The organism is Verticiella alkaliphila, assembly GCF_018904615.1.
Lineage (GTDB): Bacteria > Pseudomonadota > Gammaproteobacteria > Burkholderiales > Burkholderiaceae_B > Verticiella > Verticiella alkaliphila.
Window position 1 is genome coordinate 259,867 of record NZ_JADCNH010000002.1, and the last position, 23,276, is coordinate 283,142.

At 68.3% G+C, this 23,276-nt stretch carries 21 protein-coding genes and 1 pseudogene; 9 read left to right on the forward strand and 13 right to left on the reverse strand.

All coding sequences use genetic code 11. The annotated features are described in order from the left end of the window. Positions 1-41: 41 nt before the first annotated feature. The 4 genes from IMZ29_RS02800 to IMZ29_RS02815 form a co-directional block, all read right to left on the reverse strand. Entirely contained in the window at positions 42-1,646 is a 1,605-nt protein-coding gene (locus tag IMZ29_RS02800; protein WP_253206681.1) for a gamma-glutamyltransferase family protein, read from the reverse strand. A 115-nt stretch (positions 1,647-1,761) separates the two neighbouring features. Further along, positions 1,762-4,299: a branched-chain amino acid ABC transporter ATP-binding protein/permease gene (locus tag IMZ29_RS02805; protein WP_216180133.1), complete on the reverse strand. Its 2,538-nt coding sequence runs from the start codon at positions 4,297-4,299 to the stop codon at positions 1,762-1,764. After that, positions 4,296-5,171, reverse strand: a complete 876-nt coding sequence (locus tag IMZ29_RS02810) for a branched-chain amino acid ABC transporter permease (RefSeq protein WP_216180135.1) — start codon at positions 5,169-5,171, stop codon at positions 4,296-4,298. Before IMZ29_RS02810 ends, IMZ29_RS02805 begins: the two co-directional genes overlap by 4 nt. Positions 5,172-5,226: 55 nt before the next feature. Further along, positions 5,227-6,420, reverse strand: coding sequence for an ABC transporter substrate-binding protein (locus IMZ29_RS02815; RefSeq protein WP_216180138.1), 1,194 nt, complete (start codon positions 6,418-6,420; stop codon positions 5,227-5,229). A gap of 211 nt (positions 6,421-6,631) precedes the next feature. Between IMZ29_RS02815 and IMZ29_RS02820 the strand changes: the two genes are divergently transcribed. The 6 genes from IMZ29_RS02820 (at position 6,632) to IMZ29_RS02845 (ending at position 12,406) form a co-directional block, all read left to right on the forward strand. Continuing rightward, a complete protein-coding gene (locus IMZ29_RS02820; RefSeq protein WP_216180141.1) occupies positions 6,632-7,075 on the forward strand; it encodes a nuclear transport factor 2-like protein in 444 nt (147 codons plus the stop codon). Positions 7,076-7,079: 4 nt separating this feature from the next. Beyond that, positions 7,080-8,015, forward strand: a complete 936-nt coding sequence (locus tag IMZ29_RS02825) for a polysaccharide deacetylase family protein (RefSeq protein WP_216180144.1) — start codon at positions 7,080-7,082, stop codon at positions 8,013-8,015. After that, positions 8,012-9,235: an amidase gene (locus tag IMZ29_RS02830; protein WP_253206682.1), complete on the forward strand. Its 1,224-nt coding sequence runs from the start codon at positions 8,012-8,014 to the stop codon at positions 9,233-9,235. Before IMZ29_RS02825 ends, IMZ29_RS02830 begins: the two co-directional genes overlap by 4 nt. Positions 9,236-9,293: 58 nt before the next feature. Next, a complete protein-coding gene (locus tag IMZ29_RS02835; protein ID WP_253206684.1) occupies positions 9,294-9,986 on the forward strand; it encodes a GntR family transcriptional regulator in 693 nt (230 codons plus the stop codon). 116 nt (positions 9,987-10,102) lie between these two features. After that, a complete protein-coding gene (gene pyk, locus IMZ29_RS02840; RefSeq protein ID WP_216180151.1) occupies positions 10,103-11,560 on the forward strand; it encodes a pyruvate kinase in 1,458 nt (485 codons plus the stop codon). Between the two features lie 27 nt (positions 11,561-11,587). Further along, on the forward strand, positions 11,588-12,406 hold the full coding sequence (locus IMZ29_RS02845) for an SDR family oxidoreductase (protein WP_216180154.1): 819 nt from the start codon (positions 11,588-11,590) through the stop codon (positions 12,404-12,406). Between the two features lie 13 nt (positions 12,407-12,419). Here the strand turns inward: IMZ29_RS02845 and IMZ29_RS02850 are convergent, their stop codons facing one another. Further along, positions 12,420-13,649 carry a spore maturation protein gene (locus IMZ29_RS02850; protein WP_216180157.1) on the reverse strand — a complete coding sequence of 410 codons (1,230 nt, stop codon included), beginning with the start codon at positions 13,647-13,649 and terminating at the stop codon, positions 12,420-12,422. A 146-nt stretch (positions 13,650-13,795) separates the two neighbouring features. On the opposite strand from IMZ29_RS02850, the gene IMZ29_RS02855 reads away from it, so the two are divergent. Continuing rightward, positions 13,796-15,256 (forward strand): phospholipase D-like domain-containing protein, encoded by a 1,461-nt coding sequence (locus IMZ29_RS02855; protein WP_216180160.1) that lies wholly within the window; start codon positions 13,796-13,798, stop codon positions 15,254-15,256. Between the two features lie 135 nt (positions 15,257-15,391). Then, a complete protein-coding gene (locus tag IMZ29_RS02860) occupies positions 15,392-16,081 on the forward strand; it encodes a hypothetical protein (protein WP_216180163.1) in 690 nt (229 codons plus the stop codon). 75 nt (positions 16,082-16,156) lie between these two features. Here the strand turns inward: IMZ29_RS02860 and IMZ29_RS02865 are convergent, their stop codons facing one another. The 8 genes from IMZ29_RS02865 to glyQ form a co-directional block, all read right to left on the reverse strand. Then, positions 16,157-16,489, reverse strand: coding sequence for a helix-turn-helix domain-containing protein (locus tag IMZ29_RS02865; RefSeq protein ID WP_216180166.1), 333 nt, complete (start codon positions 16,487-16,489; stop codon positions 16,157-16,159). Continuing rightward, positions 16,486-16,866, reverse strand: coding sequence for a type II toxin-antitoxin system RelE/ParE family toxin (locus IMZ29_RS02870; protein ID WP_371820083.1), 381 nt, complete (start codon positions 16,864-16,866; stop codon positions 16,486-16,488). Before IMZ29_RS02870 ends, IMZ29_RS02865 begins: the two co-directional genes overlap by 4 nt. A gap of 142 nt (positions 16,867-17,008) precedes the next feature. Next, a complete protein-coding gene (gene gloA, locus IMZ29_RS02875) occupies positions 17,009-17,404 on the reverse strand; it encodes a lactoylglutathione lyase (RefSeq protein WP_216180169.1) in 396 nt (131 codons plus the stop codon). Between the two features lie 9 nt (positions 17,405-17,413). Beyond that, positions 17,414-18,229 carry a M48 family metallopeptidase gene (locus IMZ29_RS02880; protein WP_371820090.1) on the reverse strand — a complete coding sequence of 272 codons (816 nt, stop codon included), beginning with the start codon at positions 18,227-18,229 and terminating at the stop codon, positions 17,414-17,416. Positions 18,230-18,422: 193 nt separating this feature from the next. Continuing rightward, on the reverse strand, positions 18,423-19,154 hold the full coding sequence (locus tag IMZ29_RS02885; protein WP_216180259.1) for a lysophospholipid acyltransferase family protein: 732 nt from the start codon (positions 19,152-19,154) through the stop codon (positions 18,423-18,425). Then, on the reverse strand, positions 19,154-19,690 hold the full coding sequence (gene gmhB / locus IMZ29_RS02890) for a D-glycero-beta-D-manno-heptose 1,7-bisphosphate 7-phosphatase (RefSeq protein ID WP_216180172.1): 537 nt from the start codon (positions 19,688-19,690) through the stop codon (positions 19,154-19,156). Before gmhB ends, IMZ29_RS02885 begins: the two co-directional genes overlap by 1 nt. Before the next feature lie 25 nt (positions 19,691-19,715). After that, positions 19,716-21,872 (reverse strand): glycine--tRNA ligase subunit beta, encoded by a 2,157-nt coding sequence (gene glyS, locus IMZ29_RS02895; protein ID WP_216180175.1) that lies wholly within the window; start codon positions 21,870-21,872, stop codon positions 19,716-19,718. Then, on the reverse strand, positions 21,869-22,786 hold the full coding sequence (gene glyQ, locus IMZ29_RS02900) for a glycine--tRNA ligase subunit alpha (protein ID WP_216180177.1): 918 nt from the start codon (positions 22,784-22,786) through the stop codon (positions 21,869-21,871). Before glyQ ends, glyS begins: the two co-directional genes overlap by 4 nt. Before the next feature lie 261 nt (positions 22,787-23,047). Here glyQ and IMZ29_RS02905 point away from each other — a divergent pair. Next, positions 23,048-23,276: pseudogene (locus tag IMZ29_RS02905) on the forward strand (hypothetical protein); the annotation flags it as partial.

Consider the following 23,276-nt stretch of genomic DNA (forward strand, 5'->3'; position numbering starts at 1 on the left):
GCCCGTGTCCACGGCCGCCTTAGACACCACCGCGTCGTCGATCAGAACGCCGCGACTGAGCCGTCCGAGCGCGGATCGAAGCCGCCTTCGAGCGCGCCATCGGGGCTGCGCAGCAGGCAGCCCGCGTGGCCGAAGGTCTCGTCGAAATCCCCCAGCACGTCCACTTCGTGGCCACGCGCGCGCAGCTCGGCGACGGTCTCGGGTGAGAACCGGCTCTCCAGCTTGAGCGTATCCGAGGTCTGCCCCCAGGTGCGGCCCAGGAGCCAGCGCGGTGCGGCAATCGCGTCCTGCGGATTCATGCCGTGCTGCACGGTGCGCGTGAAGACGGCCGACTGGCTCTGCGGCTGGCCGTCGCCGCCCATGTTGCCGTAGACCATCGTGCGGCCATCGTCGAGCAGGGCCAGCGCCGGGTTGAGCGTGTGGAACGGGCGCTTGCCGGGCGCGAGGCTGTTGATGTGACCGGGCACGAGCGAGAACGAAGCGCCACGGTTCTGCCAGTTCACGCCGCTCTGGCGCAGCACCACGCCCGAGCCAAACTCGTGATAGATGCTCTGGATCATGGATACGGCGCGGCCCTCGCCATCGATCACGCCCATCCAGATGGTGTCGGCCGGGCCCTTGCCGGCGCCCCAGGGGGCCGCGCGCTGCATGTCGATGCGCGCCGCCATGGCGTCCAGCGCATCGGGTGCGAGAAAGCTCGCCGGGTCCACGCGCATGTGCGCGGGGTCGGTGATGTGGGCGTCGCGCACGGCGAAGGCCTGCTTCACGGACTCCACGGCCGCATGGACGTAGTCGGCGCCCAGCGGGTCGTGTCGCTTCGTGTCCAGGCGGTCCATCAGCCCCAGGATCATCAGCGAGACCAGGCCTTGCGTGGGTGGCGGCATGTTGAAGACGCGGCCGTGGCTGTGGCGCAGCATCAAGGCATCGCGACGCACGGCGCGATGGGCCTGAAGATCGGCGAGTGCCAGCGGGCTGCCGGCCGCGGCGAGGTCATCGGCCAGGGTGCGCGCGAGTTCGCCCCGGTAGAAGTCGTCCAGGCCGTGACGGGCCAGGTGTTCGAGGGTGGCTGCCATGCGGGGCTGGTGGAACAGCGCGCCGATGTCGGGCGCCTGACCACCGGGCATGAAGGCGTCAGCAAAGCCGTGGATCGGGGTGAGCTCGGCTGCCTTGCCGGCGGTGTTGCGATGCTGGCTGGCCGTGACGGGCACGCCGTGGCGTGCGTAGTCGATGGCGTCGGCTAGCAGACGCGAGAGCGGCAGCTTGCCGCCCGCGCGTTCCCGGCTCAAGGCCAGCGCTTCGTCCCAGCCCGCGAGGGTGCCGGCCACGGTGATGGCCGCGTCGCCGCCCCGGAAGGGGATGGCGGTGCGGCCCGCGTAATGCTCGGCGCGCACACCTTGCGCCGCCGCGCCGCTCGCATCGATGCCGATCACGTCGGCGTCGCCGCCCGCGCGCGGTAGCGACACGAGCCAGAAGCTGTCGCCGCCGATGCCGTTCATGTGCGGGTAGACCACGGCGATCGAGGCGGCAGCCGCGACCATCGCCTCGATGGCGTTGCCGCCTTCGCGCAGGACGGCCAGCGCGGATTGCGAGGCCAGGGCGTGGGGGGCGACGGCCATGCCTCGACGGCCGCGAACGGGATTGGACATCAGGTGCTGCTCCTTGGTGTGACCGAAGGCCATGGCAGAGCAGATGCCCGCCATGGCCCTCAGCGCGAGTTGGCGTCACGGGCCCGCGACACGAGCCCGGCTCGATGCGCCCCTGTCAGTGCCCGCCCAGATAAGCGCGGGCCAGGCTGGCATCCGCCGCGATCTCGGCCGACGTGCCCTGGGCGACGATGCGCCCATTTTCCATGACGTAGGCGCGATCCGCCACGGCCAGGGCCAGGCCGGCCATCTGGTCGACGAGGAGCAAGGTCATGCCTTCGCGGCGCAACTGATCCAGCGCGGCGAAGAGTTCGGCGATCACGCGCGGCGCCAGGCCCAGTGAGGGCTCGTCCAGCAGCAGGATGCGCGGGCGCGACATCAGGGCGCGGGCGATGGCGAGCATCTGCTGCTCGCCACCGGACAGCAGACCAGCGCGCTGATGCAGGCGCTCGCGAAGACGCGGAAAGCGTTGCAGCATCTCTTCGACGCGGGCTTCGCGATCCTTCGGCTGCAGGAAGGCACCCAGGCGGATGTTGTCGAGGACGGAAAGCTCCGGGAACACCTGACGCCCTTCGGGCACCAGCACCATGCCGCGGGCCACGATGGATTCGGTCGGGGCGGTCGAGATGTCCAGGCCATCCAGGTGGATGCCGCCGCCAGACAGCGGCCGGTGCAGACCGCTCAGGGCGCGCATCAGCGTGGATTTGCCCGCGCCGTTCGCACCCAGCAAGGCCACGGCTTCGCCACGATGCACCTGCAGGCCGATGCCGTGCAGCACGGGCTCCGCACCGTAGCCTGCCACCAGCGCGCCCACGCCGAGCATCTCCGGACCTGGCGCGGGACGAGCCTCGTCCGCGGACACGGCCGACGCCAGGCTTTCGCCCAAGTAGGCCTGCTGCACCTTGGGATCGGCCTGCACCGTCGCCGGATTGCCCTCGGCCAACCACTGACCGGCGTCGAGCACGACGACGTGATCCGAGATGCCCATGACGAGCGCCATGTCGTGCTCGACGAGCAGCACGCCCAGTCCCGCATCGGCGATCCGGCGCAGCAGGGCCGCCAGACGCTCCTTGTCTTCGCGCGACAGGCCGGCGGCGGGCTCGTCGAGCAGCAGCACGGTCGGGTCCAGCGCCAGGGCGCGTGCGATCTCGACCAGGCGGCGATCCACGTGGGGAAGGTCGGCGGCGCGTGCCGCCGGCGAGCCGGTGTAGCCGCACCAGGCGAGGAGGGCGCGCGCCTGGCCGAGTCGGTCGTCGTCACGCAGTCGCCCCGCACCGAAGAGGGGCCCCAGGCGCCCGCCCGTCATGGCCAGCGCGACGTTCTCCTCCACGGTCAGGCCGCCGAAGAGTTGGGAGGTCTGATAGGTGCGGGCGATGCCGCGCCGTGCCAGGGACAGGGCAGAGGCCCCCGCAAGGCGTTCCTCACCCAGGCTGAACGTGCCCTCGGTGGGGCGATAGAAGCCGCTCAGCATGTTGAGCGCGGTGGACTTGCCGGCGCCATTGGGGCCGATGAGGCTCGTGACCGCACCGGCCTGGGCCGTGAGCGAGAGCGCCTGCACGGCGCGCACGCCACCGAACTGCATCGTCAGGCCCTGGGCCGACAAGGCCGCGCGGGGACGCTGAGGCAAGGCGAAGTCCGTGGCGACGGCAGCGCTCGGCAAGGGCGCGGTGACGGGCCGCAGCCGGCGCACGACGCTGCGCACGAGCCCCACCATGCCTTCCGGCGCGACCCACAGCACCACGAGAAGCAGAAGACCGAAGAAGAGCAGGCGGAATTCTTCCAGGCTGGACAGGAGCTCCGGCAGCAGGCCCACGATGAGGGCGCCGACGATGGGCCCGGCCACGGATCCCGCGCCCCCCAGCAGCACGACCAGCACGAAGAGGATGGACTGCACGAAGCCGAACGTGTGCGGCGTGACGAAGCTCGAGAGCGGTGCGAAGAGCGCCCCTGCCGCACCGGCGCAGGCGGCCGACACGGCGAATGCCACGACCTTGATGACCAGCGGATTCAGGCCGAGCGAGGCGGCGGCGGTCTCGCTGTCGCGCACGGCGCGCATGCCGGCGCCCCAGGTGCCGCGCGAGAGCCAGGCATAGCCTGCCAGCGCGACAGCCGCGGCCGCCAGGGCCAGCAGGGCCACGGCGCGCTCGCCCTGGGCCAGCGAACCCAGGCTGGGCGCGATGATGCCCATGATGCCGTTCTGCCCGCCCGTGAGATCGCGCATCTCGACGATGCCGTGTTCGACGATGAAGCCGAAGGCGATCGTGATCATGGCCAGGTAGGGGCCCTTCACGCGCAGCGCTGGCAACGCGAGCAGCGCGCCCATGGCGGCGGCGAGAAGCGCGGCGATGGGCCAAGCGAGCCAGAAGCTCATGCCAGCCTGGGTGGTGAGGATGGCGACGGTGTAGGCGCCGATGGCGTAGAAGCCGACGTGGCCGAAGGACACCTGTCCCGTCAGACCGATCAGCACGTTCAGGCCGATGCCCACCACGGCGAGCAACGCGACGTTGGCAAGGACGAAGACGTAGTAATCGTTGACGGTGAGCGCGAGCACCGCGCCCACGGCGAAGAGACCCAGGGCCGCGCCAATCTGCGCGGGGGAGCCCAGGCCCAGGGGTCGGGCGGGGCGGGCGGTGGCGATGGCGGAATGCGATGTCATACTTTCTTCACCTCGGCGCGGCCGAAAAGACCCGCCGGACGCAGGGCCAGGGCGACGATGACCAGGCCGAACGTGATGATGTGCGTGTAGCCCGAGCCCAGCGTGCTGGTGACCAGGGCTTCGATGAGCCCGAACAGCAGGCCGGCGATCATGACGCCCCAGGCGCTCGTGATGCCGCCCAGGATGGCCACGGCGAATGCCTTCAGGCCGAAGAGGGTGCCCATGTCCGAATGCACGTTGAAGAGCGGGGCGATGAGTACGCCTGCGATGCCGGCAAAGAGCGTGGACAGTGCGAAGGCAACGGCGATGGCCCGGCGGATGGGAATCCCCATGAGACGCGCGGCCGACGGGTTCTGCACGACGGCGAGCATGCCGGTGCCCCAGCGCGTGCGCCGCGAGACGAAGTGCAGGGCCGCGGCCAGCGCGAGACCGACCACCGGGATGAGCAACTGCAGCGGATACACGCCCAGGCTGATGCCGCCCAGGTCCAGGGGTGTCTGCGCGAGTGGCGAGGGCAGTGCGCGCGGCTCTTTGCCGAAGGTGAACATGACGAGGTTGTCCAGCACGATGCCCAGGGCGACCGTGGCCATCAGCCAGCCGTCCGAGCCGCGGCTCGCGAAGGGGCGCACGGCGAGGAATTCGACCACGAGGCCATACAGCGCGCACAGTGCGAGCGCCATCGCGATGGCCGGCAGGAGCGGCCAGCCCAGCGTCTGGGCGAAGGTGAAGGTCAGCACCGCGCCCAGCATCATCGAGCTGCCCTGGGCGAAGTTGACTGTGCCCGAGACGGCATACGTGACGTAGAAGCCAAGGGCCATGAGCCCGTACATGCTTCCGAGGCCCAGCCCGCTGATCAGTGCAGACAACAGCATCGTGTTTCCTTGAACGAGGAGGGCGGGAATGCCTGCGCATTCCCGCTCGGGGGTATTACGGCTTCAGATCGACCGGCAGGATCCGGTTGCCCACGAAGTGCGTCCAGACGTAGTCGTCCGAGGACAGCGCATCGTGGCGGCCCGGGGCGAAGGGCTCGGCGTAGGTCTTGATGAGGCCTTCGTGGTTGCGGATGCCATAGAAGGCCTGGCGGATGGCGTCGCCATCGGTGGAGCCGGCGGCCTCGATGGCCTTGGCGGCCAGCATCATGCCGTCATAGGCGTTGGCCACGCCCACGGCGGGGTTGATGTCGTCCGGGCCCTTGACGTCCGAATACTTGGCCTTCAGCGCGGCCAGCACCTTCTCGCCCGTGGGCGATTGGGGCCCGAAGAAGCTGTAGGTCTGCACGAAGTGCACGTTGCCGGCGTTCGGGCCTGCAAGCTCGCCGAAGCGGCCACCGGCCGGACCCCAGTGCGAGACCACCGGCACCTTCCAGCCCATGCGATCGAGCGACTTCACCACCTGCGCGGACGGGCCCACGTTGCCCACCATGAAGAGCGTGTCGGCGCCAGCGGCCTGCAGGCGCGAGAGCTGCGGCACCACGTCCACGTCGTTGGCTTCGAACTTCTCCACGCCCACGGCCTTCATGCCCTTGGCTTGCAGCGCGGCGTGCAGCCCCTTCTCGTTGGATTCGCCCCAGGGGTTGTTCACGAGGATCATGCCGAACTTCTCGGCGCCGAAGCTCTTTTGTGCGTAATCGAGCATGCCCACGTTGACGATCTCGTCGACAGCGGACACGCGGAAGACGAAGTTGGGATCCGCGCCGTTGACCGTGATCGGCGTGCCGGCGGCCCACGGGCCCATGAAGGGCACCTTGGCCTGGTTCACGAGGGGCACGATGGCCAGCGACACGGGCGTGTCCAGGCCGCCGAAGAGCACCGCCACCTTCTCACGGTGGATGAGTTCGCGAGCAGCGACCACGCCCTTGGCCGGGTTGGCCTCGTCGTCACGGCGCACCAGCTGCACGGGTCGGCCGAGAAGGCCGCCCTTGGCATTGATCTCGTCGATGGCGATCGTCAGGCCACGGGTGATGGATTCGCCCGAGAGTGCGGATTGTCCTGACAATGCCGTCACCAGGCCGATCTTGATCGGATCGGCGGCGAGGGCGCTGCCGGACCATGCCGTAGCGCAGGCGAGCGCGGCTGCGCCAGCCAGCAGATGGCGCCGGGAGGGACGAAAGGACAGTTTCATGGCGGATCTCCGAAAGGCCGGCACAAAGGGCGTCGGCAAGCCCATGTCCAAATGCAAGCTCCATGCCAAATGTCATCGATTCGTCTCAAATCATGTTTTCAATAGGGCTTTTTGATTGTCGACAATTTGGAATGGATCTTGCACACGAAAGGAGAACCTCGCGCTGCGCACCGAGATGGCGCGATCCCTGCACCACGATGGAGAATTCCCGATGACCGACGCACCCGATACGGGCGCCCACCCCGCCGATGGCCTCTCGCCTGCCCAGATCGTGGACGAGTACCTGCGCATCCTCATGATTCCGGACCCTGCCGGTGCGCGTCGCTTCGTCTCGCCGGCACTGCGCATCCGCTTCACGGGCGGGCGATCCATGCGCGACCCCTCGGAATGCGCCGCCTTCAATGCCGGCCGCTATCGCTGGGTGAAGAAGCGGATCGAGCGCACCGAGACCGTCGCTGGCGGCAACGGGGCCGAGACGGTGGTCTACAGCCTTGGCACGCTCTATGGCGAGTGGCCCGATGGCCGGGCCTTCGAGGGCAACCGCTACGTGGATCGCTATGTGGTGCGCGAAGGCCGCATCGTGCAAATGGACGTGTGGAACGACAGCGCCGAATGGATGCTGGAGCCGGGTCTGCCGGCAGCCGCCGGAGCGTGATCCGATGACATCGCGCTACGCGGGGCATCTCCCGCACCATGACCGCTTCGATTACCTGCCCATCACCCGGCGGCCGGACTATGTCTGGCCCAACGGGGCGCGGCTCGCGGTGTACCTGGGCTTCAACCTGGAGCATTTCGCATTCGGCGAGGGCATGGGCGCGGCCATCGGGCCGGTGTCGCCCCATCCGGACGTGCTCAATTACGCCTGGCGCGAGTACGGCAATCGCGTGGGCGCCTGGCGTTGCCTGGAGCTCTTCGACCAGCTCGCGCTGCCGAGCGCGGCGATCATCAACACGGCGCTGTACGACCACTGCCCGGAGCTCGTGGCTGCCTGCGTGGCACGTGGCGACGAGATCGTGGGGCACGGTCACACCAACGCCGAGAGCCAGGGGCAATGGGAGGAAGCGGCCGAGCGCGCCCTGCTTGCCGGATGCCGGGACCGCATTGCCCAGACGAGCGGCACGGCGCCCGCGGGCTGGCTCTCGCCCTGGATTGCGGAGAGCCGTGTCACGCCGGACCTGCTCGCCGAGACGGGGTACGGCTACACGCTGAACTGGTGCCATGACGACCAGCCGCTGCCGATGCGCACCCGCGGCGGTCAGACGCTCTGGTCCGTGCCGTATCCCCAGGAGCTCAATGACATCCCCATGATCGTCGCCCGCCAGATGGATGCGTGCGACTTCGCACGGATGATCATCGACAACGCCGATGAAATGATCGAACAATCGCGGCGGCAACCGCTGGTGATGGGGGTGGCCCTGCATCCCTATCTGGTGGGCCAGCCCTATCGGCTGCGTCACTTGCGCCGCGCGCTGGAACACCTGTGCGCTGCGCGCGACCGCGGTGAGGTGTGGTTCGCCACGCCTGGTGCGATCTGCACGCATGCTGCCAGCCAGACGGCTGGCGCCTTTCCTTTGAACGAGACGTACCAGCCATGATGACGCCTGACAAAGCGCGCGCCGCGAATGCGGACTTTCCGATCGACGACACCGTGGGCGCCTGGGTGCCGCATGGGCGCTTCGTGTTGCCCGGCGCGCCGCAAGGCCCGCTTGCCGGTCTCACGTTCGCGGTCAAGGACGTCTATGACGTGGCTGGTCACCCGACCGGCGCGGGCAACCCCGCCTGGCTTGCCACGCACGCCGTCCCCACCCGCAGCAGCCCGCTGGTCGATACCTTGCGCGAGGCCGGCGCCACCCTGGCGGGCAAGGTGCTGACGGACGAACTCGCCTACAGCATCCACGGCGACAACGTGCATTACGGCACGCCGATCAACGCCGCCGCGCCTGGCCGCGTGACGGGCGGCTCCTCCAGTGGCTCTGCCGCGGCGGTGGCCGCGCGTCTGGTGGATTTCGCGCTGGGCACCGACACGGGGGGATCCACCCGTGTGCCCGCGAGCTACTGCGGCCTGTGGGGGCTGCGCACCACCCACGGTTCGCTCTCGCAAGCCGGCCTGGTGCCTTTGCATCCCAGCTTCGATACGCCAACCTGGCTGGCCCTCGATGCGGGCACGTTTCAGCAAGTGGCTGATGTGTTGAGCCCGCCCACCGACTTCGTACCCACGCAGGCGGTGATCGTGGCGGACGCTGCCGCCCAGGCAGATCCCGTCTTTGCGGCGCCGCTGGCGGCGGTGGCCGACGCCGTGACGAAGGTCCTCGGCTGCCCGGTGCGTAGCGCGCCAGTTGCGAACGACGACTTGGATACCTGGCGCCAGACCTATGTCACGGCATCCGCCTTCGAAGGCTGGGAGACGCACGGTGACTGGATCGCTGGACATGAGCCCGGATTCGCCGCACCGATCGCAGCGCGCTGGGCGGCAGCGTCTGCCGTGCCTGCCGACGCCGCGGCTGCCGCGCGCACCCGTGCGGCAGCCATCCGCACGCACGTGCGTACATGGCTCGGCGCGGACGGCGTTGCGATCCTGCCGTCGGCCGCGAGCCTGGCCCCCGCGCGCGACATGGACCCGGCGGCCGTGGACGCGGTGCGGATTCGCACGCTGCGCATGACCTGCATCGCCGGCCTGGCGGGCCTGCCGCAAGTGAGCCTGCCGCTGCGCGACGCCGACGGCGTGCCGTTGGGCATCTCGCTGATCGGGCCGGCCGGCAGCGACCGGGCGCTCATCGCGCTGGCCGTGCGCGTGTGGCAAGCTATCGCCTCCTGACCTCGTGCACACCATGGCTACCCGTACGCGCTCTCCTGCCGCTCCCGCGGCCAAGTCTATGTCAGTGCCTGCCCCCGAGGCGGAGGACGTGACGCCCGAGACACGCATCTATCGGGCGGTGTTCGAGAGCGTGATGGATCAGCGTCTCGTGCCGGGCACCAAGCTCACCGAGTCTGCGTTGTGCGAACTCTTTGGCGTGAGCCGCGCCGTGGTCCGCCAGGCGTTGCAACGCCTGGCGCATGACCACATCGTGCAGTTGCGTCCCAACCGCGGTGCCATCGTGGCCGTGCCCACGCCCGAGGAGATGCGCCACATCTTCGAGGCCCGACGCGGGCTGGAGAGCACCCTGGTGCGGCTCGCCGCGCAGCGTGTCACGGCCGATGACGTGGCGGTGCTGCAGTCGCAACTGCGTGACGAATCGCAGGCCATGCATCGATTCGATCAGCCGGCCTGGGCACGCCTGGCAAGCCGCTTTCACCTGACCGTCTGCCGGCTCGGCCGCAATCCCATCCTGCAGGGCTATCTGGAAGAGATCGTCTCGCGCTGCTCGCTCATCGTGGCCCTGTACCAGCCGCCGGGCAACGCATGTTGCGAGCACGACGAGCACGAGGCCATTGTGGCTGCCATCGCGCGCGGCGATGCAGACGAGGCGGTGCGGTTGACCGAGGTGCACCTGCGTGCGCTGGAGCAGAACGTCTGCCTGCATGGCGCGGCGCCTGCGCCTGGGCTGAAGGAGTTGCTGGGCTTGTGACCGGTGGCAGGTGAGGGGGTTTGAGGGCATCATCCCCACGCCGTGGGTGATTGCTAGAATCGACGCGGGTGCCCGTCGATCGATGGCGGGCCCGTCACTGTCACACAGGAGTCCTCATGATCGTCCGTCGTACCAAGGTCGTTGCCACCCTCGGACCCGCGTGCAGCACGCCCGAACGCATCGAAGCCTTGATCCTGGCGGGTATGGACGTGGCCCGTCTGAACTTCTCGCACGGCACGGCCGACGATCATCGTGCCCGGGCCCGCATGGTGCGCGAGATCGCGGCGCGCCACGGCCGCTACGTGGCGTTGATGGGCGATCTGCAAGGCCCGAAGATCCGCATCGCGCGCTTTGCCGACAAGCGCGTCACGTTGGACGAAGGCGCCGCCTTCACCCTCTCGCGCACGTATCCGCTGGATGCGGGCAACGTGAACATCGTCGGTATCGACTATCCCGATCTGACCACGGATTGCCGTCCGGGCGACGAACTGCTGCTGGACGATGGGCGTATCGTCCTGCGCGTGGACGAGGCCGTGGGCGATGCCTTGCACACCACCGTCGTCATCGGCGGAGAGCTTTCGGACAACAAGGGCATCAACCGCCGCGGCGGCGGCCTGTCGGCGCCCGCGCTCACCGACAAGGATCGCGAAGACATTCGCGTGGCGGCTTCCATCGGCATGGATTTCGTCGCCGTGTCCTTCCCGCGCTATGGCCGCGACATCGAGCAGGCACGTCGCCTCGTGCGCGCCGCCGGCAGCAGCGCCTGGCTCATTGCCAAGATCGAACGCGCCGAGGCGGTGGCCGATGATGAAGCCCTGAACGACATCATCTGCGCGAGCGATGGCGTCATGGTGGCGCGCGGCGACCTGGGCGTGGAAGTGGGCGATGCCGAGCTCGTCGGCATCCAGAAGCGCATCATCCGCAGCGCGCGTTCGCGCAACAAGCTCGTCATCACGGCCACGCAGATGATGGAGTCCATGATCGCGAGCCCCATGCCGACGCGTGCCGAGGTCTCGGACGTGTCCAATGCGGTGCTGGATTACACCGATGCGGTGATGCTGTCAGCGGAAAGCGCCTCGGGCCGCTACCCCGTGGCCGCGGTGCAGGCGATGGCGCGCGTGTGCCTGGGTGCCGAGAAGCACCCCACCAGCCGCAGCTCGCATCACCGCCTGGGCGAAACCTTCGAGCGTCGCGACGAGACGATCGCCTTGTCGGCCATGTACGCGGCCAACCACTTCCCGGGCATCAAGGCCATCGTGAGCCTCACGGAGAGCGGCCATACGCCGCTCATCATGTCGCGCATCCGGTCCTCCGTGCCGATCTTCGCGTTCTCCCGGCATGACGCCACGCTGTACCGCATGGCGCTGATCCGTGGCGTACAGGCCGTGTTCTTCGATCCCGACGCCCAGACGCTGGAGCGCCTGCCAGACGCCGTCATCGCCGAACTGGTGCGTCACAAGGCCGTGGAGCAGGGCGACTGGATCATCCTCACGCACGGGGATTTTCACGCCGGCACGGGCGGCACCAACAGCATGACGCTCTGGCGCGTGCCGGGCAACGCCGCGACCGACTGATCGCACACGCCGACTCTGGAGACTGCCATGTCTGATGCACCCACCCCGGCCGTGGCCGGGCGCCTCGTCTTCCAACCCGGCCTGCTCGCCGGTCGCACCGCCCTCATCACGGGCGGCAACGGCGGCATCGGGTTAGGCATCGCCGAGGTCTACGGCCTGCTGGGAGCGTCGCTCGTCATCGTCGGTCGCGATCTGGACAAGCTCGCGCAGGCGCAGGTCCAACTCGCCGAGACGGGCGCACGCGTGATCACCGTGGTGGGCGACGTGCGCGAGCACGATTGTGCCGAGCAGGCGGTGGCCCAGGCCGTCGCCGTCTTTGGCGGGCTGGACATCCTCGTCAACAACGCAGCGGGCAATTTCCACAGCCCTTTCGAGAGCATGAGCCCCAAGGGCTGGCGCGCAGTCATCGACATCGACCTGAACGGCACCTTCAACTTCTGCCATGCGGCCTTCGCCCCGTTGCGGGATTCGGCCCACGGCGGCTGCATCATCAACATCTCGCTGTCGCAGGCGGTGTCCGGCTGGCCGGGCGCGGCGCACGCGGCCTCGGCGAAGGCCGGAGTCACGACGCTCACGCGCAGCCTGGCAGTGGAGTGGGGCGGGCACGGCATCCGCGTCAACAACGTCTTGCCGGGCCCCATCGAAGGCACCGAAGGCGTGCGCCGGCTGTACGAAGCCCGCGGGCAGGCCGAAAAGGAGCTCAGTCGCATGGCTCTGGGCCGCTTCGGCCAGGTCGACGACATTGCCCAGGCCTGCGCCTACCTGGCCTCGCCGGCGGCGAGTTTCATCACGGGCTGCGATCTCACGGTGGACGGCGGCCGGGCGTTGAAGCGCGGGTGGGTGTAGGTAGGTCGCCGTCTCAGCCGAAGAACCAGTAGCACACCGCGATCGCGGCCAGCACGCCGGCCAGGTCCGCGATGAGGGCGCAGCCCACGGCGTGGCGGCTCTTCTGGATGCCCACGGCGCCGAAGTACACCGCGAGCACGTAGAACGTGGTCTCCGTGCTGCCCTGTACCACCGCGGAGAGCAGGGCAGGGAAGCTATCGACCCCGTAGTTCTCCATCGTCTCGATCATGAGCGCGCGGGCGGCGCTGCCGGAGAACGGCTTGGCCAGTGCCGTGGGCAACGCGTCGACGAAGCGCGTGTCCCAACCGAACCACGTCACGACCGAGCGAATGCCTTCGAGGATGAAGTCGAGCGCACCGGATGCGCGCAGCACGCCGATCGCGCACAGCATGGCCACGAGATACGGCAGCAGGTTCTTGGCAACGTCGAAGCCTTCCTTGGCGCCCTCCACGAACGCGTCGTACACGGGCACCCGCCGCCACGCGCCCACCACCAGAAAAAGGATAATGAGGGCGAAGACGACCAGGTTGCCCACCAGCGAGGAGGCGGCCGACATGGCGGCCGAGGACATGCCGGCCAGCAAGGTCATGATGCCGCCCACGATCAAGGCTGTGCCACCCAGCCAGGCGAGCACGACGGGATCCCACAGACGCAGGCGCTGCACGATGCCCACGGCGAGCAGGGCGGCGAGCGTGGAGGCCGACGTGGCGATCAGGATCGGCAGGAACACCATCGCAGGCTCGGGCGCACCCTGCTGCAGCCGGTACATGAAGATCGTCACCGGCAGCAGCGTGAGGGCGGACGTATTGAGCGCGAGAAAAAGGATCTGGGCGTCTGTGGCCGTGTCGGGCTTGGGATTGAGCTCCTGCAGCGCGCGCATCGCGCGCAGGCCGATTGGCGTGGCGGCGTTGTCCAGCCCCAGTCCGTTGGCCGCGAAGTTCATCGTGATGAGGCCGATGGCCGGGTGGCCTCGGGGCACGCCTGGCATCAGCCGCGCGAAGATCGGGGCGAGCAGGCGCGCGAGCGAGTCGATCAGCCCGGCTTTCTCCGCGATCTTGAGGAATCCCATCCAGAGCGTGAGCGTGCCGAACAGCAGCAGCATGATGTCCACGGACACCTTGGCCATGCCGAAGAGCGCTTCGATGATCTGGGAGAAGACGGCGGGGTCGCCGGCCACCAGCCAGCGCGCGAGCGCCGCGACAGCGCCCACGAGAAAGAAGCCGAGCCAGAGGATATTCAACATGCGGGGAACCGGGACGTGAAGCTGGGGGGAGGCGGCGCGAGCATCCTAGCATGCGGCCTGCGCCGGGAGCGTCAGGGTATTTCAGCTAAGATCGGCAGGTAGCCGGCGCGGCAGTCGCGGCCGGCGGCCCGCTTTCAACGACCCCGATGCCAAGCAGCTTCAGCGTATTCGTGGCCGAGTATTGGCCGCACGTCGCCGTCTTCGTCACCACGGTGGCAAGCCTGGCGGCGGCCGTGCATGCCGCCATGACCAAGCAGGACGTGCGCGCCGCCATTGGCTGGGTGGCCGTCGTGCTCTTCTCGCCCGTCTTCGGCGTCCTGTTCTATCTCGTGGCCGGCGTGAATCGCGTGCGCTACACCAAGGTCGGCCAGCTGCGCGACCAGTCCGATCCCCTCCTGCACCGGCGGCCCACGATCTCCGACGTGGACGTGAGCCTGATGACGCTGCCGCGCTTCGCGTCGATGAAGGTGCTGGGCGACCGCATCAGCCAGTTCGCGCTCACGGCGGGCAATCGCGTCACCCCGCTCGATGGCGGCGACGAGACGTACACGGCCATGCTGGCGGCGATCCGCTCTGCGCGTTCCACCATCGCCCTGGGAAGTTACATCTTCGACAACGATCCAGCCGGGCGCGCCATGGCGGATGCTTTGATCGAGGCGCAGGAGCGCGGCGTGACCGTGCGGGTGCTGATCGACTCCATCGGGGCCAAGTACTCGCGGCCGGCCATCACCTGGCGGCTCGGGCGGGGCAAAGTGCGCACGGCGCTCTTCATGAGCAGCACGCTCGGCCTGCGCCTGCCTTACGCGAACCTGCGCAGCCACCGCAAGCTGCTCATCATCGACGGGCACCTCGGGTTCTCGGGCGGGATGAACATCCGGTCGGGGTTCACGCGCGAGGGCGCGCGCGGCGAGCCTGCGCGCGATGCGCACTTCCGGGTCGAAGGCCCGGTGGTGGCCCAGCTCATGACCGTGTTCGCCCATGACTGGGAGTTCACGACGGGCGAGTCCTTGCGCAGCGAGACGTGGTTCCCGATCGGATCACCGTCGTTCTTCGACGACGGCATGCCCGTGCGTGCCGTGGCGTCTGGCCCCGACCGCAACGTCGGCACCACCCACGACATGATCCTGGGCGCGCTGTCCGTGGCCCAGGAGCGTGTCTGTATCCAGTCACCGTATTTTCTGCCGGATCAGGCGCAGATTGCCGCCCTCACGATCGCCGCGCGTCGTGGCGTGCGGGTGGACGTGGTGATCCCGGGCACGAACAATCTGCGGCTGGTCGATTACGCGATGACGGCACAGCTCGATCAGCTCGTGGGCAAGGGCGTGCGCATCTGGCGCTCGGCCGGCACTTTCGATCACGCCAAGCTCATGACGGTGGATGGGCTCTGGAGCTACGTGGGTTCGTCCAACCTCGATCCGCGCAGCATGCGGCTTAATTTCGAGCTGGACATGGAGATCTACGGCCGCTCCGTGGCGCACTGGATCATCGCGCGGATCGAGCGCAACATGGCCGGTGCCACCGAAGAGACGCCCGCCACCCTCGCGGCGCGCCCCTTCACCAAGCGGCTGCGAAACCGCTTGATATGGCTCGCGTCACCCTATTTGTGATCTGATGACGGAACCTGTCCAATCGAAACGGCATTTTTCGTGCGGGCACGCCCATCGGTGATCCGCGCTATCCTGCGCGGTTAATGTTCGGGACGGCAGCATCTGGCCGTCGGCGGTACAAGGAAAGCGCGCACGATGTTCGGAAGATCAAAACCCTCGCCGTTCAAACCCTACGCCTTTGGGGCCAAGCCCAAGCGGCGGTTCCCTCGTTGGCTGCTCTGGCTGCTGATCGGCGTGGTGCTCGGCATCGCCGGGGTGCTGTTCGTGCAGGAGGAGTACCTGCCGCCGCGTCTGTCCGCGGGGGAATCCCGGCAGTTGACCGAGCAGTACAACCAGGCGAGCCTCGCGCTGCAGCAGACGCGCAGCCAGCTCGACGAGACGCGCGAGACCCTCGCCGCCCAGCAGGCCGAGCGAGCCACGCTCGCCGAAGAACTCGACAAGGCGCGCACCGGGCTCAAGCCGCTGCAGAACGACCTGGCCATGCTCAAGGACGCGCTGCCGCCGGATCCGCGTGGCGGCACGCTGCAGATTCGCGCGGCGCGCTTCTTCAACCGCGACGGCGGCATGGATTATCACGTCGTGCTCACGCGAGAGGCCTCGGGCACCTTCGAAGGCGGCGTGCAATTCGCCGTCGAAGGCCGTTACCCGAGCGGCCGCACGGGCACGGTCACGCTGGATCCGGTCGGCCTGACGCTGAGCGACTACGAGAACGTCCACGGCGTGCTGCCCCTGCCGGACAACATGCAGGCCCGCCAGATCACGATCCGCGTCCTTGACGGCAACGGCCGCATGCAGGCGATGCGGGTGATCAACGCGCGGAATTAGTAGAACGCCCCCACGCTCCCGTTGGTCGCTGCCCCCCGAGGGGGCGCGTTCCGCCTTGGGGCGGCCCGGCGGCAGTCAGCTGACGGCGACCCGTACGGTCTTGCCGATCCGGGTGAGCATTTCCACCAGCGCGTCGATGGTGAATTTGCTCGACTTGAGGTTCACGACGTCGGAGACTCTGGGACGCGACACCATGAGGATGTCGGCGGCCTCGGCTTGCTTCAGCCGGTGTTGCGCAATCCAGCCGGCAACTTCCGACATCAACTGCTCCTTCAATACGCGCGTCTCATGAATCTGTTGACGCGAGGCGGCTTGGAGGCGCGCTGCCTCTTCGGGTGAGAAACCGAGCTCTGCGAAGAGATTCGCGTCGGGTCTGCTCACGTGACGAACCGTTGTGTCGGTGGTCATGATCCGGTCCTCCTTGACGTGATCACGGCGCGATAGCGCGCCGCGGCGATGTCTTTGTCACGCTGGCTGGTGGCTTGCGTTTTCTTCTGAAAACAGTGAAGGACGTAGACGGCCTCGTCGAACTTGGCGACGTACATCACCCGGTAGATGCCATTCGCGTCGCGCAGCCGAATCTCCCGCGTACCTGCGCCGATGGCGTCGAAGGGCTTCCAGTCTTCAGGGTCCAGCCCTGACTGGATTTTGCTCAGTTGAAAGCCTGCGTCGCGCCGGGGTTCGGCAGGAAATCCGATGAGATCGGCGTAAGAGGAACCGATCCAGGGAATTCCTTGCTCTGCGCCACCTGGCTTCCTTGTACAAAATTTTATACCAATGCGCACGGCTTGTGTATCGGCCGCGCGGGACAGGATGCAAATGACAAAGGGCTGGATCCTGTGACAGGATCCAGCCCTTATGGTGTGACCGTTCGGTTCGGAGGGAATGTTCAGGCGCTGCCGGTCTCCGAATCCACCAGCGCCGCACTCAATCCTCGCGACCCTGGGCCTGGATCAGTTCGACCTTGTAGCCGTCCGGATCCTCGACGAAGGCGATCACAGTGGTGCCGTGCTTCATCGGGCCGGCTTCGCGCACCACCTTGCCACCCTTGGCCTTGATGCGCTCACAGGCGGCGTAGGCATCCTCGACCTCCAGGGCGATATGGCCGTAGCCCGCGCCCAGGTCGTAGCTGTCGGTGTCCCAGTTGTGGGTGAGTTCCAGGGCCGGGCCTTCGGACTCGGGTTGGTAACCAACGAAGGCGAGGGTGAACTTGCCGTCCGGATAATCCTTGCGGCGCAGCAGCTTCATGCCGAGCACGTCCGTGTAGAACGCAATGGACTTGTCCAGGTTGCCGACGCGCAGCATGGTGTGCAGGATTCGCATGGGAGACTCCTAGGTAAAGGATGGAAGGCTCGCCGGGTCGTGCTGGCGCAGGGTCTGCCGCGCCTGCTCGTAGCCCGGCAGGATGTGCCCGACTTCGGTCCAGAAGCCAGGCCCGTGGTTCATCTCGCGCAGGTGGGCGAGCTCGTGGGCGATCACATAGTCGATCACGTCCACCGCAAAGTGCACGAGCCGCCAGTTCAGCATGATATGCCCCTGGCTGGTGCACGATCCCCAGCGGGTACGCGCCGAAGATAGCCGCCACTGCGTGATGGCAAGCCCGGTGCGTTGCAGGAAATGGTCCAGGCGTGTCTGGATGATCGCGCGGGCCTGACCTTGCAGCCAGGCCTGCACGGTGTCGCGGATGCGGTTGCCGTCGGCGCCGGAGGGCAGACCGAGCCAAAGGGTGTCGCCGGCTTGCGGCGCGAGGGCGTCGCCCGCGAAGTGCCGGCGATCTCCGCCGACGCGAAAGCGGATCGTCTGGCCTAGATACGGAAGCTCGCCGCCATCCTCCCAGCGCGCGCGATGCATTGCGACGCGCTGCTGGCGTTCCTGCCAGGTGCGCAGACGCGAGAGGATCCAGCTCGCCTTGCCGCGCACGGCCTCGTCGATCTCGCCCAGGCCGACCCAGCGGGGCGCCGTCACGCGAAGGCCGTCATCCGTGATCAGAAAGCCGATGGTGCGGCGCTTGGAGCGCAGGAGGACGAAGCCGATCGTCTGGGCGGGCGTCGCCACTTCGCGCCAGCGGGCGCCCGCGGGCAGGGTCGTCGGCGGCAGGGTAGGCACGAAGCCGGAACCGCCCAGGGCGAGATCGGTGCCCGGCGGCAAGGCCGCTGGCCCGGCGCCGGGAAGGTCCAGCAAGGGCGACGCCGCTGCATCCGTGGGGCTGTCGCTGCGCGTATCCGGTTGGGGCGAAGGCGCGCTGGCGCCCGCGGGATCGAGGCGTGGCGCAGGTGCCGCGGGGGCAGGGCGCGGCGCTGGCGCCGGCAGGCCCCAGTCGAACGTCAACTGGGCGTCCGGCTCAGTCACGGTAACGGTGCGGGGCCAGGACGCGCATCTCGGCTTCGATCCAGTCCTGGGCCTTCTGGTTGAGCTCCGCGGGACTGAGGCCCTCGGAGGGAATGGCGGGCCCGAACGAGAGCGTGACGAGACCGGGCTTCTTCACGAAGGCATTGCGGGCCCAGACCTCGCCGGCATTGTGCGCCACCGGGATCACGGGCACGCCGCCGTGCACGGCAAGGCGTGCGCCGCCGGGCTGATAGCGTCCGACTTCGCCGGGCGGCACGCGCGTGCCCTCGGGGAAGAGGATGGGCCAGCGGCCGTCGGCCAGGCGTGCCTGTCCCTTGGCCAGCACCTGCTGCATCGAACTGCGCCGATCGCCGCGATCGATGGCGATCATGCGCAGGTACGACAGGCCCCAACCAAAGAAGGGCACCCAGTGCAGCACGCTCTTGTAGACGAAACAGAGCTGCCGCGGCATGTAGGCGGGAAACCAGAGGGTCTCCCAGGCCGACTGATGCTTGGAGAGCACCACGGCCGCGCTGTCGGGAAGGTTCTCCCAGCCCTTGACCTGCCAGCGGATGCCGCAGATCCAGCGCGCGCCCCATACCGCCAGGCGCGGCCAGCCCACCGTGAAGCGGTAGTAGGCGCTGCGCGACATTGGCACCGCGAGCAGGATCGTGCAGGCGATGGCGTACGGAATGACCGTGACGGCCAGGAAGATCAGGTAGATCAGCGATCGCAACCAGAGAATCATGCGCCCTCCAGCGCGAGCGCGACGGCCATCAGGTCGTCGCGGATGAGCGTGCCTTGCGGCAGTTCGTATTCGTGCTCGGTGCGCCGGCCGTTACCAGTACGCACCAGCCACGGCTGGCAGCCCACGGCATCGGCGGCGAGCAAGTCGCGCATGGAGTCGCCCACGGCCGGCACGCCGCGCAGGTCGATGTCGTAGCGCCGTGCGATGTCCAGGAACATGCCTGGCTCGGGCTTGCGGCAATCGCAGCCCGCGCCTGGCGCATGCGGGCAGATGAAGAAGGCGTCGATCTGCCCGCCCACGGCCTGCAGCTGCTTGCGCAGCTTGGCGTGGATGGCGTTGAGCGTGTCGGCATCGTACAGGCCACGCCCGAGGCCCGACTGGTTGGTGGCCACCACCACCCGCCAGCCGGCGCGGTTCAGGCGCGCAATGGCCTCCAGGCTGCCCGGCAGGGCGATCCATTCGTCGGGGCTCTTGACGAACGCCGGGCTGTCCTGGTTGATGACGCCGTCCCGGTCCAGGATGATGAGCTTCATGGCGACAATGCCGCGATCCCCGGCCTCAGGCAAGACGCCCAAGGTCGGCCACCTGGTTCATCAGACCGTGCAGGCGGGCGAGCAGGGCCAGGCGATTGCGCCGCACGGCAGGATCCTCGGCCATCACCATGACGTCGTTGAAGAACGCGTCCACCGCCTCGCGCGCGCCGGCCAGCGTCGTGAGCGAACCGGCGAAGTCGCCAGCCGCCGCCTGACGCTCGGCGTCCGGCTGCAGCTGGTCGATGACCTTGGCCAGCGCGGCCTCGGCAGGCTCGCGCAGCAGCGCGGCATCCACGCTGGCGCTCGTGTCCTCGGCCTTCTTGAGCAGATTGCCGACGCGCTTGTTGGCGGCCGCCAGGCTGGCGGCGGCGGGCTGCTGCTGGAAGGCGGCCACCGCGGCCACGCGCGCGCTCACCTGGTGCAGGGGCGGTTGCAGGGCCAGGACAGCGTCGATGACGGCGCGATCATATTGGGTGCCGAGCTGGTTGCGCACGCGCTCGTAGATGAAGCCGCGCAAGGCGTCGTGCAGGTCGGCGGCGTCCTTCACCACGCCCCGGGGCAGGGCGGCGATGGCCTGCGTGAGGAGAGCGTCCAGCGTGAGCGCGGGCTGCGCGTCATGAGCGTTGAGCTGGCCGCCGGCCGTCAGCTGCTCGAAGGCGCTGATGAGGCCAAGCGCGGCACGGCGCAGGCCGAAGGGGTCGCGATCGCCCGTGGGCTGCGAGCCCACCGCCCAGATGCCGGCGAGCGTCTCGGCGCGTTCGGCCAGGAACAGCGCAGCGCGGGTGACGCCGTCGGCGGCCACCGGGGCGTCCAGGCGGATCTCGTACTGGCCACGGATGGCGTCGACCACGTCGGTCGACTCGCCATCGTGCGTCGCATAGTAGCCGCCCATCACGCCTTGCAGCTCGGGGAATTCGCCGACCATGCTCGTGACGAGATCGGCCTTGGCCAGGCGTGCGGCGCGCTCGGCGCGGGCCGCATCGCCACCCAGGGCGCGTGCGACCCAGGCAGACAGCGCGGCCACGCGCTCCGTTCGGGCCAGCTGGCTGCCGAGCTTGTTGTGATAGACCACGTTGCCCAGGCCGGCCACCCGGCTCTCGAGCGTGGCCTTGCGGTCGGTCTCGAAGAAGAACTGCGCATCGGCCAGGCGCGGGCGCACCACGCGCTGATTGCCCTGGATGATGTTGCTCGGGTCTTCCAGCGCCATGTTGCTCACGATCAGGAAGCGGTTGGTCAGACGCTGACCATCGGCCTCGAAGAGCGGGAAGTACTTCTGGTTCAGCCGCATCGTGAGGATGAGGCACTCCTGCGGCACGGACAGGAACGCGGGCTCGAATTCGCCCACGTATACCGTGGGGTGCTCGACCAGGGCGGTGACTTCGTCCAGCAGCGGCGCGACGTCGGCTTCTGGGCCCAGCGAGGCGCCCAGGCGGCTCGCATTGTCGCGCAGTTGCTGCTCGATGGCGTCGCGGCGTTTTGTGAAGGAGGCGATGACGCGGCCGTGCTCCGCAAGGCTGCTCTCGTAGCTGCCGGCATCGGCGATGGCGATCGGATCGCGTGCGGCCTGGAATCGATGGCCGCGGGTGATGCGGCTCGCTTCGAGGCCGAGCGTGGTGACAGGCACCACCGATTCGCCGTGCAGGGCAATGAGGCCATGCGCCGGACGCACGAAGCGCACCGTGGTCTGGCCATCGGAGAGCTGATAGCTCATCGTCTTGGGGATGGGCAGCTTGGCGACGGCGTCGGCGAGGGCTTCCTGCAGGCCATCGGCCAGCGCCGCGCCACGCGCCACACCGCGGTAGACGAGCTGTTCGTTCTTGCCATCCGATTCGCGCTCGAGCGTGCTGACGTCGATGTCGGCCAGGCCCTTGGCAGCGAGCTTCTTCTGCAAGGCGGGGCTGGCCGCACCCTCGGCCGTCAGACCCACGCTCACCGGCATGAGCTTCTCGGCGTAGGGCTTGTCGGCCGCCTGCGCCAGCACGCTGGGCACGAGCACGGCCAGGCGGCGCGGCGAGGCAAAGGTGGTGGGCGCTGCAGCGCCTTCGGCGACGAGGCCGCGTTGGGCGAGGCCGCTGGCGATGCCGTTGGCAAAGGCGTCGCCCAGACGTTGCAGGGCCTTGGGCGGCAGTTCCTCGGTGAACAGCTCCACCAACAGGGTTTGGGTGTCGGTGCCGGCGGTCATGCAGCTTCCTTCGATTGGGCGGTGGCGGAGTTCAGCATGGGGAAACCCAGCCGTTCGCGCGAGTCGTAATAGGCCTGAGCCACGGCGCGCGACAGATTGCGGATGCGGCCGATGTAGGCGGCACGCTCGGTCACGCTGATCGCGCCACGTGCATCCAGCAGGTTGAACGTGTGGGCGGCCTTGAGCACGGATTCGTAGGCGGGCAGCGCGAGCGGGGTCTCGAGCGCGAGCAGGGCCTGCGCCTGCTTCTCGTAATCCGTGAAGTGCGCAAAGAGCACGTCCGGCATGGCGTGCTCGAAGTTGTACGTGGATTGCTCGACTTCGTTCTGGTGGAACACGTCGCGGTACTTCACGACGCCGTTGGGCGTGTGCGTCCAGACGAGGTCGTACACGCTTTCCACGCCTTGCAGATACATGGCCAGGCGCTCGAGCCCATAGGTGATCTCGCCCGTGATCGGCTTGCAATCGAGGCCGCCCACCTGCTGGAAGTAGGTGAACTGCGTGATCTCCATGCCGTTGAGCCAGACTTCCCAGCCCAGGCCCCAGGCGCCGAGGGTGGGATTCTCCCAATCATCCTCGACGAAGCGGATGTCGTGCGCAGCCGGGTCGATGCCGATGGCGCGCAGCGAGCCCAGGTAGAGCTCGAGGATGTCCGCAGGGGCGGGCTTCAACACCACCTGGTACTGATAGTAGTGCTGCAGGCGGTTCGGGTTGTTGCCGTAGCGACCGTCCTTGGGGCGGCGCGAGGGCTGGACGTAGGCGGCGCGCCACGGCTCCGGCCCGAGAGAGCGCAGGAACGTCGCGGTGTGCGACGTGCCCGCGCCCACTTCCATATCGATGGGTTGCAGCAGGGCGCAGCCCTGGCTGGCCCAGTAGTCTTGCAAGCGGAGGATCAGTTGCTGGAAGGTGAGCATGGATGAGCCAAACGTGAATGCGAGCGCCGCGCGCCACGTCGAAGAAGCAGGCGACAGCGGGCGAATCCGCTATTTTAGCGGCTGCGCGGCCGTGCTGCGGTAGTGCGGGTTGTCGCTCGCCCTGGGTTCAGGGACAATCAGGGGCTTTTCGATGCGCGAAGGGCGCGCGGCACTGCCGCGCCCTTCGCTCCCACAGGAGGTAGGCTAGTGGTAGAACGGCGCGAGGCAACTCACTCGGGGCACCGGCCAGGCGGTCGGTTGATGGATGGGCGATGGTGGCTCGCTCTTCTGCTCGCGATCGGGTTGCTCGCCGTGTTGCCGCCTGCCTCCGCGCAGGCGCCGGCCACCTCGGCAGCGCCCACGACCGCGGACGCCGGCTCCTACGCCGGGCTGGCGGATATCCTGGAGGACGACGCCGCCCGCACGCGCCTGGTCGAGCAACTGCGCGCCCTGGCCAACGGGGCGCCGCCTGCCGCGCCGCCGGGAGCAC